The organism is Pseudomonas asplenii (genome assembly GCF_900105475.1).
In the GTDB taxonomy this organism is placed as follows: Bacteria; Pseudomonadota; Gammaproteobacteria; order Pseudomonadales; family Pseudomonadaceae; genus Aquipseudomonas; species Aquipseudomonas asplenii.
In genome coordinates, this window is the sequence record NZ_LT629777.1 from 1,897,763 (window position 1) to 1,913,858 (window position 16,096).

The 16,096-nt window shown below is 61.8% G+C and carries 15 protein-coding genes; 8 read left to right on the forward strand and 7 right to left on the reverse strand.

Annotated features, from left to right (window positions below; translation table 11 throughout):
- Positions 1–24: 24 nt before the first annotated feature.
- Positions 25–1,263 (forward strand): sterol desaturase family protein, encoded by a 1,239-nt coding sequence (locus tag BLU37_RS08590; protein WP_090204036.1) that lies wholly within the window; start codon positions 25–27, stop codon positions 1,261–1,263.
- Here BLU37_RS08590 and BLU37_RS08595 read toward each other — a convergent pair.
- On the reverse strand, positions 1,241–1,852 hold the full coding sequence (locus BLU37_RS08595) for a DedA family protein (protein WP_010443860.1): 612 nt from the start codon (positions 1,850–1,852) through the stop codon (positions 1,241–1,243). The genes BLU37_RS08590 and BLU37_RS08595 overlap by 23 nt on opposite strands.
- A 207-nt stretch (positions 1,853–2,059) precedes the next feature.
- On the opposite strand from BLU37_RS08595, the gene hemB reads away from it, so the two are divergent.
- Both hemB and ppk1 read left to right on the forward strand, forming a co-directional pair.
- Positions 2,060–3,073 (forward strand): porphobilinogen synthase, encoded by a 1,014-nt coding sequence (hemB, locus tag BLU37_RS08600; protein ID WP_019360272.1) that lies wholly within the window; start codon positions 2,060–2,062, stop codon positions 3,071–3,073.
- An 18-nt stretch (positions 3,074–3,091) separates the two neighbouring features.
- Positions 3,092–5,311: a polyphosphate kinase 1 gene (gene ppk1 / locus BLU37_RS08605; RefSeq protein WP_010443858.1), complete on the forward strand. Its 2,220-nt coding sequence runs from the start codon at positions 3,092–3,094 to the stop codon at positions 5,309–5,311.
- Here the strand turns inward: ppk1 and ppx are convergent.
- From ppx to BLU37_RS08630, 5 genes are all read right to left on the reverse strand, one after another.
- The gene (ppx, locus tag BLU37_RS08610; RefSeq protein ID WP_090204039.1) at positions 5,298–6,800 is read right to left on the reverse strand and encodes an exopolyphosphatase; all 1,503 of its coding nucleotides are present in this window, start codon (positions 6,798–6,800) and stop codon (positions 5,298–5,300) included. The two genes, ppk1 and ppx, sit on opposite strands and share 14 nt — an antisense overlap.
- Positions 6,801–7,121: 321 nt before the next feature.
- A complete protein-coding gene (locus BLU37_RS08615) occupies positions 7,122–7,859 on the reverse strand; it encodes an amino acid ABC transporter ATP-binding protein (RefSeq protein ID WP_010443856.1) in 738 nt (245 codons plus the stop codon).
- Entirely contained in the window at positions 7,846–8,496 is a 651-nt protein-coding gene (locus BLU37_RS08620; RefSeq protein WP_029379313.1) for an amino acid ABC transporter permease, read from the reverse strand. Before BLU37_RS08620 ends, BLU37_RS08615 begins: the two co-directional genes overlap by 14 nt.
- Complete coding sequence (locus BLU37_RS08625; RefSeq protein ID WP_010443854.1) at positions 8,493–9,158, reverse strand: amino acid ABC transporter permease; 666 nt, start codon at positions 9,156–9,158, stop codon at positions 8,493–8,495. The genes BLU37_RS08620 and BLU37_RS08625 overlap by 4 nt, the downstream gene beginning before the upstream one ends.
- A gap of 24 nt (positions 9,159–9,182) precedes the next feature.
- Entirely contained in the window at positions 9,183–9,968 is a 786-nt protein-coding gene (locus BLU37_RS08630; protein WP_090204042.1) for a transporter substrate-binding domain-containing protein, read from the reverse strand.
- A 256-nt stretch (positions 9,969–10,224) separates the two neighbouring features.
- On the opposite strand from BLU37_RS08630, the gene BLU37_RS08635 reads away from it, so the two are divergent.
- From BLU37_RS08635 to BLU37_RS08655, 5 genes are all read left to right on the forward strand, one after another.
- Positions 10,225–10,923: a FadR/GntR family transcriptional regulator gene (locus tag BLU37_RS08635; protein WP_010443852.1), complete on the forward strand. Its 699-nt coding sequence runs from the start codon at positions 10,225–10,227 to the stop codon at positions 10,921–10,923.
- 166 nt (positions 10,924–11,089) lie between these two features.
- Positions 11,090–11,419, forward strand: coding sequence for a thioredoxin TrxA (trxA, locus tag BLU37_RS08640; protein ID WP_010443851.1), 330 nt, complete (start codon positions 11,090–11,092; stop codon positions 11,417–11,419).
- A 235-nt stretch (positions 11,420–11,654) separates the two neighbouring features.
- Positions 11,655–12,914, forward strand: a complete 1,260-nt coding sequence (gene rho, locus BLU37_RS08645) for a transcription termination factor Rho (protein ID WP_090204045.1) — start codon at positions 11,655–11,657, stop codon at positions 12,912–12,914.
- 141 nt (positions 12,915–13,055) lie between these two features.
- Positions 13,056–14,522: a 4-hydroxy-3-polyprenylbenzoate decarboxylase gene (gene ubiD, locus BLU37_RS08650; RefSeq protein WP_010443848.1), complete on the forward strand. Its 1,467-nt coding sequence runs from the start codon at positions 13,056–13,058 to the stop codon at positions 14,520–14,522.
- A complete protein-coding gene (locus BLU37_RS08655; protein ID WP_090204048.1) occupies positions 14,522–15,490 on the forward strand; it encodes a CDP-6-deoxy-delta-3,4-glucoseen reductase in 969 nt (322 codons plus the stop codon). The genes ubiD and BLU37_RS08655 overlap by 1 nt, the downstream gene beginning before the upstream one ends.
- 19 nt (positions 15,491–15,509) lie before the next feature.
- Here the strand turns inward: BLU37_RS08655 and BLU37_RS08660 are convergent, their stop codons facing one another.
- Positions 15,510–15,992 carry a sn-glycerol-3-phosphate transporter gene (locus BLU37_RS08660; protein ID WP_090204050.1) on the reverse strand — a complete coding sequence of 161 codons (483 nt, stop codon included), beginning with the start codon at positions 15,990–15,992 and terminating at the stop codon, positions 15,510–15,512.
- Positions 15,993–16,096: the final 104 nt, after the last annotated feature.

Consider the following 16,096-nt stretch of genomic DNA (forward strand, 5'->3'; position numbering starts at 1 on the left):
CAATCGTTTCTCTTGGGTAGCGCCATGGACCTCATTCCCTATGCGATTCCATTTTTCGTCGTCTTGATCATTGTCGAGCTGCTGACCGACTATCGGCGTGGTACCCGCCACTATCGCGTGGCCGATGCGATCAACAGTCTCAGCACTGGCGTACTCTCGACCACCACTGGCCTGCTGACCAAGGGCGTGGGGTTGGTGACCTACGCCATCGCCCTTGATCACCTGGCACTGTTCGAGTTGCCGGCCGACAGCCCGTGGGTCTGGCTCATGGCTTTCGTGGTCTACGACTTCTGCTACTACTGGCTGCATCGCCTGGGGCATGAGCGCAACATCCTCTGGGCCGCGCACTCGGTGCATCACCAGAGCGAGGAGTACAACCTCTCCACGGCCTTGCGCCAGACCAGTACCGGCTTCCTGCTGAGCTGGATCTTCTATCTGCCGTTGGCGGTGCTCGGCGTACCGCTGGCGGTGTTCATCACCGTGGCAGCGTTGAACCTGCTCTATCAGTTCTGGGTGCATACCCGACACATTCCCAAGCTCGGCTGGTATGAAGGATTCTTTGTCACGCCATCCAACCACCGGGCGCATCATGCACAGAACCCTCTTTATATGGATCGTAACTATGGCGGTGTGTTCATTCTCTGGGACCGTCTGTTCGGCACCTTCCAGCAGGAGGATGACGCCGAGCCGCCAGTGTTCGGGGTGACGACGCCGCTGGCCAGTTGGAACCCGCTCTGGGCCAACCTGCAGTTCTATGTCCAGTTGGCGGCCGATGCCCGGCATACGGGGAGCTACCGGGACAAGTTGCGTATCTGGTTCATGCCGACCGGCTGGCGTCCGGCAGATGTCGCGGCGAAGTACCCGATGGCGAAGCATGATCTGGCGCGGTTTCGCAAGTTCGACGTGCCGCTGCAGTTGCGCCAGCAGGTCTATATCGGTCTGCAGTTCGCGGTGTACGTGGCGTTGGGTAGCTACCTGATGAACTTCGCCGAAAAATTGCCGCAGGCGGCGCTGGTGCTGGGCTGGGGAGCGATGCTGCTGGGATTGTTCGTGCTCGGGGTGGGGTTGGAGAACCGGCCGTGGGCGTTGAAGCTGGAAGTGGTGCGGTTACTGTCGAATGTACCGCTGGTCTGGCTGGCTCCGCTGGTCGGGCTGTGGCCGGCCAGCCCGTTGGGCTGGATCGGCCTGCTCGGTTACAGCCTGCTGAGCGCGATCGGGCTCTATTGCAGCAGGGGGCGGATCATTCGGCTGGCGGGTTCGTAGGGCCGGCCAGGGACTGCTCGGCCTCGGTCTTGCGCGCCAGGCGGGCGCTCTTGAAGCGGCGCCAGCTCCAGAGGAGCAGGCCGACCAGTAGCAGGCCGCCGAGGACCCACAGTTCGTATTTCTTCACGCTGCCCAGCAGGCCTTCGAGGATTGCCCCGAAGTGATAGGCGGCAGCAGCCAGGGCCGCAGCCCAGATCGCCGCGCCGATACCGTTGAGCAGCAGGTAGCGTCCCGGCGGATAGCCCGACAGGCCGATCGCCACCGGCATCACCGTGCGCAGGCCGTAGACGAAGCGGAAGCTCAATACCCAGATGTCCGGATGGCGGCGGATATGCTCCAGGGCCCGGTCGCCCATCATCTGCCAGCGTGGCTTGCGCGCCAGCAATTTGCGGCCATGCTTGCGCCCCAGGAAGTACCACAGCTGATCGCCGGCATAGCTGCCGAAGAACGCTACGATAACCACCAGGTTGATATCCATGTATCCGCGAAACGCCAGGAAGCCTGCGAGTACCAGAATGGTCTCGCCTTCGAAAAACGTACCGAGAAACAGGGCGAAGTAGCCGAAATCCTGCAGAAATTGTTGGAGCATTGTCTGGATGCTGGCGAAATGAACGCGCAGCCTACCCCTTCGACGACACAGAGGAAAGTGTCCAAATGTGTCTCAACGTTAACATTTCCTACAAAAGCGGCGGCTGCGGCGCCCGGTCGCAGGACTAAGCACAACTGTCATTCATTCGTCATAATGGGCGCTTATAACTGCCATGCTCGCCCGCCCGTGCGGGCTCAGGAGTCTGCCGTGAGCTTTACCCCCGCCAATCGCTTGTTCCCTGCCACCCGCCTGCGCCGCAATCGTCGTGACGACTTTTCCCGGCGCCTGGTGCGCGAGAATGTTCTGACAGTCGATGACCTGATCCTGCCGGTATTCGTGCTCGATGGCGAGAACCGTCGCGAGGCAGTGGCATCGATGCCGGGGGTCGAGCGCCTGACCATCGACCTGCTGCTCGAAGAAGCAGCGAAGTGGGTCGAACTGGGGATTGTGGCGCTGGCGCTGTTCCCGGTGACGCCGACCGAACTCAAGTCGCTGGATGCCAGCGAGGCCTGGAATCGGCAAGGCATTGCCCAGCGTGCCACTCGTGCGCTGCGTGAGTGCTTCCCGGAACTGGGGGTGATCACCGACGTAGCCCTGGACCCATTCACCACCCATGGCCAGGACGGTATTCTCGACGAGCAAGGCTACGTCCAGAACGATATTACCGTCGACGCCCTGGTGCGCCAGGCGCTGTCCCACGCCGAGGCGGGTGCCCAGGTGGTGGCCCCGTCGGACATGATGGATGGTCGCGTCCAGGCGATTCGCGAAGCCCTGGAGCTGGCCGGTCACGTCAATGTGCGAATCATGGCCTACTCGGCGAAGTACGCCAGTGCCTACTATGGTCCGTTCCGCGATGCGGTCGGCTCGGCGTCTAATCTGGGCAAGGCGAACAAGGCCTCGTACCAGATGGATCCGGCCAACGGCAACGAAGCCCTGCATGAAGTGGCGGCCGACCTTGCCGAAGGCGCCGACATGGTCATGGTCAAGCCGGGCATGGCGTACCTGGACATCCTTTACCGGGTCAAGACTGAATTCAAGGTGCCGACCTTTGTCTATCAGGTCAGCGGTGAATACGCCATGCACATGGCGGCGATCCAGAATGGTTGGTTGAGTGAAGGGGTCATTCTTGAATCCCTGACCGCTTTTAAACGTGCCGGCGCTGATGGCATCCTGACTTACTTTGCCGTTCGCGCCGCTCAATTGCTACGAGAGCAAAAATAGCCCTCACAGGAACACTCGATGAATACCGAAGGACTCAGCGAAGTTGAAGTAAAAGACGCTCAACCGGTGGTCGAGCAGATCGTCGAAACCCCGCCGGAGCTGGAACCGGCGCCGGTGGTTGCCGAAGCAGCTCCTGTGCCCGCGCCGCCGGTGGTGATTACGAACCTGGATGACAGCAGTCTGTATATCCACCGCGAGCTGTCGCAGCTGCAGTTCAACATCCGCGTGCTGGAGCAGGCGCTGGACGAGTCCTATCCGTTGCTGGAACGGCTCAAGTTCCTGCTGATCTTCTCCAGCAACCTCGATGAGTTCTTCGAGATCCGTGTCGCCGGGCTTAAAAAACAGATCACCTTCGCCCGTGAACAGGCCGGTGCCGACGGCCTGCAACCGCACCAGGCGCTGGCCCGCATCAGCGAGCTGGTGCACGGCCAGGTCGACCGCCAGTACGCGATCCTCAACGATATCCTGTTGCCGGAGCTGGAAAAGCACCAGGTGCGTTTCATCCGTCGCCGCTATTGGACCACCAAGCTCAAGACCTGGGTTCGCCGCTATTTCCGCGACGAGATCGCGCCGATCATCACGCCGATCGGTCTCGACCCGACGCACCCGTTCCCGTTGCTGGTGAACAAGAGCCTGAACTTCATCGTCGAACTCGAGGGTATCGACGCTTTCGGTCGCGACTCCGGCCTGGCGATCATTCCGGCGCCGCGCCTGCTGCCGAGGATCATCAAGGTACCCGAAGACGTGGGGGGGCCTGGCGATAACTATGTATTCCTGTCGTCGATGATCCATGCGCATGCCGACGATCTGTTCCAGGGCATGAAGGTCAAGGGCTGCTACCAGTTCCGCCTGACCCGTAACGCCGACCTGGCGTTGGACTCCGAGGACGTCGAGGACCTGGCCCGCGCGCTGCGCGGCGAACTGTTCTCGCGTCGCTACGGCGATGCCGTGCGCCTGGAAGTGGCCGACACCTGTCCGAAACACCTGTCGGACTACCTGCTCAAGCAGTTCAACCTGGCCGAGACCGAGTTGTATCAGGTCAACGGTCCGGTGAACCTGACCCGTCTGTTCAGCATCACTGGCCTGGACAGCCATCCGGAGCTGCAATACACGCCGTTCACCCCGCAGATCCCGAAACTGCTGCAGAACAGCGAGAACATTTTCAGCGTGGTCAGCAAGCAGGACATCCTGCTGCTGCACCCGTTCGAATCCTTTACCCCGGTGGTCGACCTGCTGCGCCAGGCCGCCAAGGACCCGCACGTCCTGGCCGTACGCCAGACCCTGTACCGCAGCGGCGCCAACTCGGAAATCGTCGACGCCCTGGTGGATGCGGCGCGCAACGGCAAGGAAGTCACTGCGGTGATCGAACTGCGTGCGCGTTTCGATGAAGAGTCGAACCTGCAACTGGCCAGCCGTCTGCAGGCGGCCGGTGCGGTGGTGATCTACGGCGTGGTCGGCTTCAAGACCCACGCCAAGATGATGCTGATCCTGCGCCGCGAAGCCGGCGAGATCGTGCGTTACGCGCACCTCGGTACCGGCAACTACCACGCCGGTAACGCCCGCCTGTACACCGACTACAGCCTGCTGACCTCCGACGACGCCCTGTGCGAAGACGTCGGCAAGCTGTTCAGCCAGTTGATCGGCATGGGCAAGACCCTGCGCATGAAGAAACTGCTGCATGCGCCGTTCACCCTGAAGAAGGGCATGCTCGACATGATTGCCCGGGAAACCCAGTTCGCCGTCGATGGCAAGCCGGCGCACATCATCGCCAAGTTCAACTCGCTGACCGATCCGAAGATCATCCGCGCGCTGTACAAGGCCAGCCAGTGCGGCGTACGTATCGATCTGGTGGTGCGTGGCATGTGCTGCCTGCGTCCGGGCATTGCCGGGGTGTCGCACAATATCCATGTGCGCTCGATCATCGGCCGTTTCCTGGAACACACTCGGGTGTTCTACTTCCTCAACGGTGGCGAGGAACAGATGTTCCTGTCCAGTGCCGACTGGATGGAGCGCAACCTCGACAAGCGTGTCGAGACCTGCTTCCCGGTGGAGGGCAAGAAGCTGATCCTGCGGGTCAAGAAAGAGCTGGAAAGTTATCTCACCGATAACACCCACAGCTGGAGCCTGCAGTCGGACGGTCGCTACATCCGCAACACGCCGACCGGCAACCAGAACCCGCGCAGTGCCCAGGCGACCCTGCTCGATCGCCTGAGCAACCCGGTCCTCAGCGTACGTTGAGGGTAATGCTGACTCGGGTCAGCCACTCCGCCTCCAGGGCGAAGTCGGCCTGAGTCAGCTGGTTCTCCTCCAGCCAGCCCTTGGGAAACACCACATCCAGGTTATCGCCGTCGGCCCGCAAGGTGACCTGCGGCATTTCCTGGGTGCCACGGATGTGGTGGAACAGGATCGCGAAGCGCAGCAGCACGCACAGACGGATCAGCTTGATGCCTTCATCGCCGAACTCGGCGAACTTGTCCTTGGGAATGTTGCGACGGTGCCCGCGAACCAGTAGTGCGAGCATCTGCTGGTCTTCCCGGGAGAAGCCGGCCAGGTCGGAGTGCTCGATCAGGTAGGCGCCGTGCTTGTGGTACTGGTAGTGGGCGATGTCCAGGCCGACTTCGTGGACCTTGGCCGCCCAGCCGAGCAGTTCGCGCCAGATGCCATCCTCCAGTTCCCAGTCCTTGGCCACCTGGTCGAAGGCGTGCAGTGCCTTGCGTTCGACGCGTACCGCTTGTTCCTGGTCGACGTGATAACGCTCCATCAGCGAGGTGAGGGTGCGTTCGCGGACGTCTTCATGATGATGGCGGCCCAGCAGGTCATAGAGCACACCTTCACGCAGCGCGCCGTCGCAGTGGTCCATGCGCTGCAGGTCGAGGGAATCGAAGATCGCTTCGAGAATCGCCAGGCCGGCGGGGAAGATTGTGCGGCGGTCCGGCTTGATCCCTTCGAAGTCGATTTTCTCGATTTCACCGAGCTTGAACAGCTTGCGCTTGAGCCACGCCAGGCCCTCGGCATTCACTTCACCATTGCCGTGGCCGCCGGCCTTGAGGGCCAGGCCGATGGCGCGGATGGTGCCGGACGAGCCGATCGCCTCGTCCCATTTCAAGCGGTGCAGGGCGTGCTCGATGCTCATGATTTCCAGGCGCGCCGCCGTGTAGGCCTGGGCGTAGCGGGCCGGGGTGACCTTGCCGTCGCGGAAATAGCGCTGGGTATAACTGACGCAACCCATCTGCAGGCTTTCGCGCAACAACGGCTCGAAGCGCTGGCCGATGATGAATTCGGTGCTGCCACCGCCGATATCGGCGACCAGGCGCTTGCCCGGCGTGTCGGCGAGGGTGTGGGAGACGCCGAGGTAGATCAGGCGGGCTTCTTCACGGCCGGAAATGACTTCCACCGGATGCCCGAGAATCTCTTCGGCGCGATGGATGAATTCGATCCGGTTGCGTGCTTCGCGCAGGGCGTTGGTGCCGACGATCCGCACGGCGCCCAGTGGCATGCCGTTGATCAATTGGGCGAAGCGCTTCAGGCAGTCGAGCCCGCGCTGCATCGATTCTTCGCTGAGTTTGCGTTCTTCATCGATGCCGGCGGCCAACTGAACCTTTTCGCCGAGCCGCTCCAGAATGCGGATTTCACCGTTCTGGGCCTTGGCCACGACCATGTGGAAGCTGTTCGAGCCCAGGTCGATAGCGGCGATCAGGGAAAGATTCTTGGCTTTGGAATGGGGCATGGTTGAGGGATCTCGGTCGATAACCCAGTCATCGTGCCACGATCAATCGCCGCCGCCAACGGATGCCGCTCGGCGTTGGGTGGGTCGCAGGGGGACTGGCCCGGCCATGCAGGAAGGATTCGGACGATGAGTAGGACTGCTTTGAAAGGGCTTTGCGTATCTGGAAGCTATTATCAGCGCGACGATATTAAGGGGTTTTTCCGGCTGAAATATTACATTTCAGTGACGAGGATGGCAGGGCGGCTGCGGGGACCGGGTTACCGTCACGCCGGAACGTGACGGCAGGCGAGGGGATGGACTGGGTGATGGGGGCGCCGGCACTCAGGCCTGCGATTCCCCGCTGCCGATGAAGTTCGCCAGTTCGGCGGTCTGCGGGTTGGCGAACAGTACCTTGGGATCGCCGACTTCGTGGACCTTGCCCTGATGCATGAAGACCAGTTTGTCGCCCACTTCCCGGGCGAAACGCATTTCGTGCGTCACCATGATCAGGGTCATGCCGTCCTGGGCCAATTGTCGCACCACGCTGAGGACCTCATTGACCAGCTCCGGATCCAGGGCCGAGGTGATTTCGTCGCAGAGCAGCACTTTCGGCGACATCGCCAGGGCTCGGGCGATAGCTACGCGCTGTTGCTGGCCGCCGGAGAGACGATCGGGGAAGGCATCGAATTTCTCGCCCAGGCCGACCCGCTCGAGCATCTGTCGCGCGAGGGTGGCGGCTTTGGCCCGGGGCACCTTCTGCACCACCTGGGGCGCAAGCATGACGTTCTCGCCGACGCTCAGGTGGGGGAACAGGTTGAACTGCTGGAACACCATGCCGACCTTCTGGCGCAGGCTGCGCAGATCGGCGCGGGCTGCGTCGAGGTATTCGCCATCGACCTCGATCACGCCGTCGTTGATCGACTCCAGACCGTTGAGGGTACGCAGCAGGGTGCTCTTGCCCGAGCCGCTGCGGCCGATGATCGCCACCACCTGGCCTTGCTCGACGCTCAGGTCGATGCCTTTGAGCACATGGTGGTCGCCGTAGTATTTATGCAGGGCGGAAATTCTAAGAAGCGACATGCAGTCTCCTTTCCAGGTAGCGCGCGCTGAGGGACAGGGGGTAGCACAAGAGGAAATAGCCGGCGGCCACCAGGCCGTAGACCATGAACGGTTCGAAGGTAGCGTTGGCGAGCATGCCGCCGGTCTTGGTCAGTTCGGTGAAGCCGATGATCGAGGTGACCGCGGTACCCTTGACCACCTGCACCGAGAAGCCCACGGTCGGCGCCACGGCGATCCGCAGCGCTTGTGGCAGGACCACATGGCGCAGTTGTTCGTAGCGGTTGAGCGCCAGGCTCGCTGAAGCTTCCCACTGGCCGGGGGAAATCGACTCGACGCAGCCGCGCCAGATCTCCGCCAGGTAGGCGCTGGTGAACAGCGTCAGGGCGATTGCGGCCGCGAGCCAGGGTGAAATATCCACGCCGAGCAATGCCACGCCGAAAAACACCATGAACAGTTGCATCAGCAGCGGCGTGCCCTGGAACAGCTCGATGTAGGCGCGGGCCAGACCACGGGTCAGGCGGTTCGCGGAAATGCGCAGGACCATCAGCAACAGGCCGAGCAGGCCGCCACCGGCGAAGGCTACCAGCGACAGCAGCAGGGTCCATTGCAGGCCGACCAGCAGGTTGCTGAGTATGTCCCAGAACGTGAAATCCATCAGCGACTCCTCGCCAGGTAGCGGCGTCCGAGCCAGTTCAGCAACTGGCGAATCAACAGGGCCATGCACAGGTAGATCAGGGTGGTCAGGGCGTAGGTTTCGAAGGCGCGGAAGTTGCGCGACTGGATGAAGTTGGCGGCAAAGCTCAACTCCTCCGTGGCGATCTGCGAACAGACCGCCGAACCGAGCATGACGATGATGATCTGGCTGCTCAGGGCCGGCCAGACCTTGCCCAGCGCCGGACGCAGGACCACGTAGCGAAACGCCTCGAAACGGCTCATGGCCAGTGCTGCCGCAGCTTCCAGCTGCCCGCGCGGGATCGCCTCGATGCCGGCGCGGATGATCTCCGTGCTATAGGCGCCGAGGTTGATCACCATGGCCAGTACCGCTGCCTGCCATTCGGAAATCTGCAGGCCGAGGGACGGCAGGCCGAAGAAGATGAAAAACAGTTGCACCAGGAACGGCGTGTTGCGGATCAGTTCCACATACACGCCGAAGAGTGTCGAGAACGGCTGGATCTTCCAGGCTCGTACTGCCGCGCCGAGGATCCCCAGGCCAACCCCGAGCAGGGTGCCGATGGTGGTCAGCTCCAGTGTAAACAGGGCGCCGCGCAGCAACAGGTCGGCGTTTTGCAGCACCGGCAGGAAGTCGAACTGATAAGCCATGGAACGGACCTCGGAAAAACCTGATCAGAGATCGGCTGGCAGCGGTTGCTTGAGCCACAGTTGGGCGTTTTTGTCCAGGCTGCCGTCGGCCTTGGCGGCGGCGAGGATCTGGTTCACTTTTTCCAGCAGGGCCGGTTCGTTCTTGTTCAGGCCGACATAGACCGGGGAGTCCTTGAGCTTCACCTTCATCGCCGGAATCCGTTTCGGGTTGCGCTCGGCAATTGCGACCATCACTACGTTGCCGCTGGCAATCAGATCGACCTGGCCGGCGAGGTAGGCGGCGATGGTCGAGTTGTTGTCTTCGAAGCGTTTGATCGTCACGCCCTGGGGCGCCACGGCGGTCAGTTCGATATCCTCGATGGCGCCGCGGGTGACACTGATGGTCTTGCCCTTGAGGTCGTCCAGGCTGGCGATCGCGGCGTCAGGTGGGCCGAAGACCGCGAGATAGAACGGCGCGTAGGCCCGGGAGAAGTCGATGACCTTTTCCCGCTCGGCGTTCTTGCCGAGGCTGGAGATCACCAGGTCGACCTTGCCGGTGGTCAGGAACGGAATACGGTTGGTGCTGTTGACCGGGGTCAGTTCCAGTTTGACCTTGAGCTGCTCTGCCAGCAGCTTCGCCGTGTCGATGTCCAGGCCACGGGGTTTCATGTCCGGGCCGACCGAGCCGAAGGGCGGGAAGTCCTGAGGCACGGCGACCTTGAGGGTGCCACGGGCAACGATATCGTCCAGGCCGTTGGCCTGGGCGGTTGCCTGGCCCAGCATCAGGCTGGTGAACAGGGCTGCGAGCAGGGCGCTGAAGCCTTTGGTCATGGCGGGTCTCCGAATGCAAAAAGGGGATGTTGGCTGCCTGGAAACATTGCACAGCCCATGCCATGCCGGTCGCAAAGCCCGCTGTTGCTGGCCTCGGTAGGCTTTTCATGGTCTTACTGGTCTGAACAGTTGTCAGCGTTTGCGCACCGTTATCGGGCATTCGGCGTGCGGGCCGAACCAGTGCTGGGCGCGACTTGCCGCCCGCTCGCAATAGCTTTACAACTAGTGCTCCACCGGACCGACCAGCCTGAACACAATGAACTCGATTTCCCGCGCCGTACCTGAAGTGGCGCTGCAAGCCATTCGTAAACTGATCAGCGAGGAGGGCTTCGGCCCGGGCGACGCGCTGCCTTCGCAGCGAGACCTGGCGCAGCGCCTGGGGATAAGCCGGGCATCGCTGCGCGAGGCGCTGTCGTCCCTCAGCGCGCTGGGAGTGATCAGCGTGCAGCCGGGCAAGGGCGTGTTCGTCCAGGCACCCTCACAAGCGCCGGTGACAGGCGGCCTGGCCTGGCCGTTCGCGGCCCAGGCGTCGGCCGAAGACATCTTCCAGTTGCGTTATGCGCTCGAAGGTTTTGCCGCCGGGCTGGCGGCGGTCACGCTGACGGCGGATGAGCTGGATGCGCTGCAGGACAATGTCGACGCCATGCGCGCCGAACTGCGCGCCGCAGATTTCGAGGCTGCCGCCCGGCTGGATTTCGATTTTCACCGGCGCATCCTGCTGGCCAGTGGCAATCAGGCGATGCTGGGGATTCTCAGCGCCACCGCCGAACTGTTCCTGGAGAGCCAGAAGTTGCCGTTCATCCGCGCCGAGCGGGCGATGGAGACCTGGCAGGAACATCGCAAGATCCTCCGTGCCCTGGCTCGGCGCGCTTCGGGGCCGGCGCAGAAGGCTATGCAGGAGCATGTGCGCAATGCCGCGCTGCGTACCGGGATCGCTTTTGTGACGCCCGCCTGATCCTCGCTGAAGCTACTTGCACAAGTAAGTGCGGTTCTCACCGTTTTGCCCATACTCAAACCCATGGGGCCTCATAGTTAGACTCAATCATCTGCGGCTTCCTGTACGTAGGAAGGACGGCTATGATGGGCAACGTTTTTTTTGGCTCACCACTGCGGAGATTTCCATGAGCAGCGATCTTATCAAGCACGTCACCGACGCGTCCTTCGAGACAGAAGTTCTGAAGGCCGAGCGCCCTGTGCTGGTTGACTACTGGGCTGAGTGGTGTGGTCCCTGCAAAATGATCGCGCCGGTTCTGGACGATATCGCCAGCGCCTACGAAGGCAAGCTGACCATCGCCAAGCTGAACATCGACGAGAACTCGGAAACCCCGGCCAAGCACGGCGTGCGTGGCATTCCGACCCTGATGCTGTTCAAGAACGGCAACGTCGAGGCGACCAAGGTCGGCGCACTGTCGAAGTCCCAGCTGCAAGCTTTCCTCGACGCTCACATCTGAGTGTCATCAAAAAGCCCCGCAAATTGCGGGGCTTTTTCGTTGTTTAGGGCTAGACGCTGCCAAAAGCAGGTGTTACATTCGGTCCCGCACTGGTTTCTCCAGTGCCCCCTGCAAGCCGTCGCCGACGCACTCCTTTTCGAACAAGTACGCGATCCTGTCGCCTTCTCTGCGGCGCGGCCTCATTAAGCCAAAAGCTTAATTTCCCCCCCTCTATAAATGATTACGTCATTCCTATATGAATCTGACTGAACTCAAGCAAAAGCCGATTACCGAACTGCTCGAATTGGCCGAACAAATGGGCATAGAGAACATGGCCCGTTCGCGCAAGCAGGATGTGATTTTCTCCCTGCTGAAAAAGCACGCGAAAAGCGGTGAGGAAATCTCTGGTGATGGCGTGCTGGAGATCCTCCAGGACGGCTTCGGCTTCCTTCGTTCTTCCGACGCGTCCTACCTGGCCGGTCCCGATGACATCTACGTGTCGCCGAGCCAGATCCGTCGTTTCAACTTGCGCACCGGTGACACCATCGTTGGCAAGATCCGCCCTCCAAAGGAAGGCGAGCGTTATTTCGCCCTGCTCAAGGTCGACACGATCAACTACGATCGTCCGGAAAACGCCAAGAACAAGATTCTGTTCGAAAACCTGACGCCGCTGTTCCCCAACGAGCGCCTGAAGATGGAAGCCGGCAACGGTTCCACCGAAGACCTCACTGGCCGCGTCATCGACCTCTGCGCCCCGATCGGCAAGGGTCAGCGTGGCCTGATCGTCGCCCCGCCGAAAGCGGGCAAGACCATCATGCTGCAGAACATCGCGGCCAACATCACCCGTAACAATCCCGAGTGCCACCTGATCGTCCTGTTGATCGACGAGCGCCCGGAAGAAGTGACCGAGATGCAGCGCACCGTGCGCGGCGAAGTGGTTGCCTCGACGTTCGACGAGCCGCCGACCCGCCACGTGCAGGTGGCCGAAATGGTCATCGAGAAAGCCAAGCGCCTGGTCGAGCACAAGAAGGACGTCGTGATCCTGCTGGACTCCATCACCCGTCTGGCCCGTGCCTACAACACCGTGATCCCGAGCTCCGGCAAGGTCCTGACCGGTGGTGTCGATGCCCACGCCCTGGAGAAGCCGAAGCGTTTCTTCGGTGCCGCGCGTAACATCGAAGAAGGCGGTTCGCTGACCATCATCGCCACCGCACTGGTTGAAACCGGTTCGAAGATGGACGAAGTGATCTACGAAGAGTTCAAGGGCACCGGTAACATGGAACTGCCGCTGGACCGCAAGATCGCCGAAAAACGCGTCTTCCCGGCGATCAACATCAACCGTTCCGGTACCCGCCGCGAAGAGTTGCTGACGGCCGACGACGAGTTGCAACGCATGTGGATCCTGCGCAAGCTGCTGCATCCGATGGATGAAGTAGCGGCCATCGAGTTCCTGATCGACAAGCTGAAAGCGACCAAGACCAACGATGAGTTCTTCCTGTCGATGAAACGCAAGTAAGTCGAACAGAGCAGAAAAGCCGGGGAAACCCGGCTTTTTGCTGTCTGGACGCCAGCCAGCGTGCGTGTTCGCTTGCACGATATCGGGGCGAACCGGGTACACTGCCCACCCCGAACGCCACGGACCCTACGAGGCTCACGCATGCAGTATCGCGACTTGCGCGACTTTATCAGCGGCCTGGAACAGCGCGGCGAACTCAAGCGCATTCAGGTTCCGGTGTCCCCCATCCTGGAAATGACCGAGGTCTGCGACCGCACCCTGCGGGCCAAGGGCCCGGCGCTGCTGTTCGAAAAGCCCACCGGCTTCGATATCCCGGTGCTCGGCAACCTCTTTGGCACCCCGCACCGGGTCGCCCTGGGCATGGGCGCCGATGATGTCGGTGAGCTGCGTGAAATCGGCAAGCTGCTGGCCTTCCTCAAGGAGCCGGAGCCGCCCAAGGGGCTCAAGGATGCCTGGTCCAAGCTGCCGATCTTCCGCAAGATCATTGCCATGGCCCCCAAGGTCGTCAAGGACGCAGCCTGCCAGGAGATCGTCATCGAGGGTGACGACGTCGACCTCGGCAAGCTGCCGGTGCAGCACTGCTGGCCGGGCGACGTGGCGCCGCTGATCACCTGGGGCCTGACGGTCACCAAGGGGCCGAACAAGGATCGCCAGAACCTCGGCATCTATCGCCAGCAGGTGATCGCCCGCAACAAGGTGATCATGCGCTGGCTCAGTCATCGTGGCGGCGCGCTGGATTATCGCGAGTGGTGCGAAAAGCATCCGGGCCAGCCGTTCCCGGTATCCGTGGCCCTGGGCGCGGACCCTGCGACCATCCTCGGTGCAGTCACACCGGTGCCGGACAGCCTGTCCGAGTACGCCTTCGCCGGCCTGCTGCGGGGCAATCGCACCGAGCTGGTGAAATGCCGTGGCAATGACCTGCAGGTTCCGGCCACCGCCGAGATCATCCTCGAAGGCGTGATCCATCCGGGCGAAATGGCCCCGGAAGGCCCGTATGGCGACCACACCGGCTACTACAATGAAGTTGACGACTTCCCGGTGTTCACCGTCGAGCGCATCACCCACCGGATCAAGCCGATCTACCACAGCACCTACACCGGACGGCCGCCGGATGAGCCGGCGATTCTGGGTGTGGCGTTGAATGAAGTATTCGTGCCGATCCTGCAGAAGCAATTCCCGGAAATCACCGATTTCTACCTGCCGCCCGAGGGTTGCTCGTACCGGATGGCCGTGGTGACGATGAAAAAGTCCTATCCGGGCCATGCCAAGCGCGTGATGCTGGGCGTCTGGTCGTTTTTGCGACAGTTCATGTACACCAAGTTCGTTATTGTCACCGACGACGATATCAACGCACGGGACTGGAACGACGTGATCTGGGCCATCACCACGCGCATGGACCCCAAGCGCGACACGGTGATGATCGACAACACGCCGATCGACTACCTCGACTTCGCCTCGCCGATCTCCGGCCTGGGTTCGAAGATGGGGCTGGATGCCACCCACAAGTGGCCCGGTGAGACCACGCGTGAGTGGGGTCGGGTGATCGTCAAGGATGAAGCCGTAACCCGGCGGATCGATGCCATCTGGAATCAGTTAGGAATAGATTGATGCGTGTGACCTTGCAGCCCTCTGGAGCCGTGCTGGAGATACGGCCCGGCGAGCGGATTCTCGATGGCGCCCGGCGCCTGGGCTATGACTGCCCGCAAAGCTGTCGCAATGGCAACTGTCATGTCTGCGCGGCGTTGCTGGTGGAAGGCCGGGTCGCGCAGGCAGGTGTCGTGCGTGACCATGGTGAGTTCTACACGTGTATCGCCGAGCCGCTGGAAGATTGCGTGGTGCTCTGGGACGGTGTCCTGGCCCTGGGAGAACTACCGGTGCGCAGCCTGACGTGTCAGTTGAGCGAATGTGTCGAAATCGGCGGTGATGTCTGGCGGGTCCGACTGCGGACTCCTGCGGGCAAGCCGCCGCGTTATCACGCTGGGCAATACGTGATGATCGAGCGCGACAGCGGCGATAAATCGGCGTTTTCCCTGGCCTCGGCGCCACACGCCGGGCGCGATCTGGAGTTGCATGTGCTGGTTCGCGAAGCCAGTGCGCGCGGGCTGATCGAACAGTTGCAGCGCAACCGGATGGCGCGGATCGAACTGCCATTCGGCGATACCCACCTGGCCGAACTGCCGGAGGCGCCGCTGGTGCTGATCGCGGCGGGCACCGGCATGGCGCAGATGCACAGCCTGATCGAGCATTGCCGTTCTCGGGGTTTCGAGTATCCGGTGCATCTGTATTGGGGTGTGCGGCGGCCCGAGGACTTCTACGAGCTGGAGCACTGGGACGAGTGGAAGAAGCTGCCCAACCTGTTCCTGCACAAGGTGGTCAGTGAGCTATGTGGCTGGGAAGGGCGTTGCGGCATGCTGCACGAGGCGGTCTGCGAGGATATCGCCGACCTGTCGAGTGTGCGGGTCTATGCCAGCGGTTCGCCGGCGATGATCTACGCAACCCTGGATGCGCTGGTGGAAGCGGGCATGGATGCGCATCAGATGCGCGCTGATGCCTTCGCCTACGCGCCGAGGTCCTAGCCAGCACCTCCCTGCACAGTCAGAACCTGACGCCCGTGGTGATCATCGCTGCATTGAACCCCAGCAGCACCAGCTCCGCTGCCACCGGCCCGTAATGGGTGCCGATCGACGGGATGATCACCGGCGCCACGCCCAGCCGGTTCAGCGGAATCTTGTCGCGGTACTCGCCGCGATAGCCTTGCAACAGCCCTCCCGTCACCTTCACATAGAGCGGATAACGTGCGCTGTCGTAACGCTTTCCGACATAGCCGTAGTACGAGCGTTGGCTGAACGAGTTGCGAAAGGTCGCCGCGCCGTACAGCCAGCCATCCCCATCATGACGTTCCAGGCCGATCAGGTCCTGGCGGTTGTTGTGTTCGGGCGCAGGTGAGTAGTGACGGGAATACAGGCTGGTCTGGGCATACCAGAAGCCCGGTTTCGGTGGTCCCTGCTCGGTGGCCAGGGCAGGTGTGGCTTGCCCCAGCAGCAGGGCGAAGGCTGCGGTGAGTATCGGTCTGTTCATGGTGCTTGACCCTTCGGGTGCAGGACGTTTCAAGAGTGGGCTGTTATACGAAGCCAGCTCTGGGTCGTCAGTCCTTGGTGTCTGAAAGGTCTGTAGGAATTGTT

What these genes read in the sequence shown, in the direction of transcription:
- BLU37_RS08590 (WP_090204036.1), top strand. Translation starts at nt 25, where the DNA reads ATGGACCTCATTCCCTATGCGATTCCATTTTTCGTCGTCTTGATCATT.
- BLU37_RS08595 (WP_010443860.1), bottom strand. Translation starts at nt 1,852, where the DNA reads ATGCTCCAACAATTTCTGCAGGATTTCGGCTACTTCGCCCTGTTTCTC.
- ppk1 (WP_010443858.1), top strand. Translation starts at nt 3,092, where the DNA reads ATGAATACCGAAGGACTCAGCGAAGTTGAAGTAAAAGACGCTCAACCG.
- ppx (WP_090204039.1), bottom strand. Translation starts at nt 6,800, where the DNA reads ATGCCCCATTCCAAAGCCAAGAATCTTTCCCTGATCGCCGCTATCGAC.
- BLU37_RS08615 (WP_010443856.1), bottom strand. Translation starts at nt 7,859, where the DNA reads ATGTCGCTTCTTAGAATTTCCGCCCTGCATAAATACTACGGCGACCAC.
- BLU37_RS08625 (WP_010443854.1), bottom strand. Translation starts at nt 9,158, where the DNA reads ATGGCTTATCAGTTCGACTTCCTGCCGGTGCTGCAAAACGCCGACCTG.
- BLU37_RS08630 (WP_090204042.1), bottom strand. Translation starts at nt 9,968, where the DNA reads ATGACCAAAGGCTTCAGCGCCCTGCTCGCAGCCCTGTTCACCAGCCTG.
- BLU37_RS08635 (WP_010443852.1), top strand. Translation starts at nt 10,225, where the DNA reads ATGAACTCGATTTCCCGCGCCGTACCTGAAGTGGCGCTGCAAGCCATT.
- trxA (WP_010443851.1), top strand. Translation starts at nt 11,090, where the DNA reads ATGAGCAGCGATCTTATCAAGCACGTCACCGACGCGTCCTTCGAGACA.
- rho (WP_090204045.1), top strand. Translation starts at nt 11,655, where the DNA reads ATGAATCTGACTGAACTCAAGCAAAAGCCGATTACCGAACTGCTCGAA.
- ubiD (WP_010443848.1), top strand. Translation starts at nt 13,056, where the DNA reads ATGCAGTATCGCGACTTGCGCGACTTTATCAGCGGCCTGGAACAGCGC.
- BLU37_RS08655 (WP_090204048.1), top strand. Translation starts at nt 14,522, where the DNA reads ATGCGTGTGACCTTGCAGCCCTCTGGAGCCGTGCTGGAGATACGGCCC.
- BLU37_RS08660 (WP_090204050.1), bottom strand. Translation starts at nt 15,992, where the DNA reads ATGAACAGACCGATACTCACCGCAGCCTTCGCCCTGCTGCTGGGGCAA.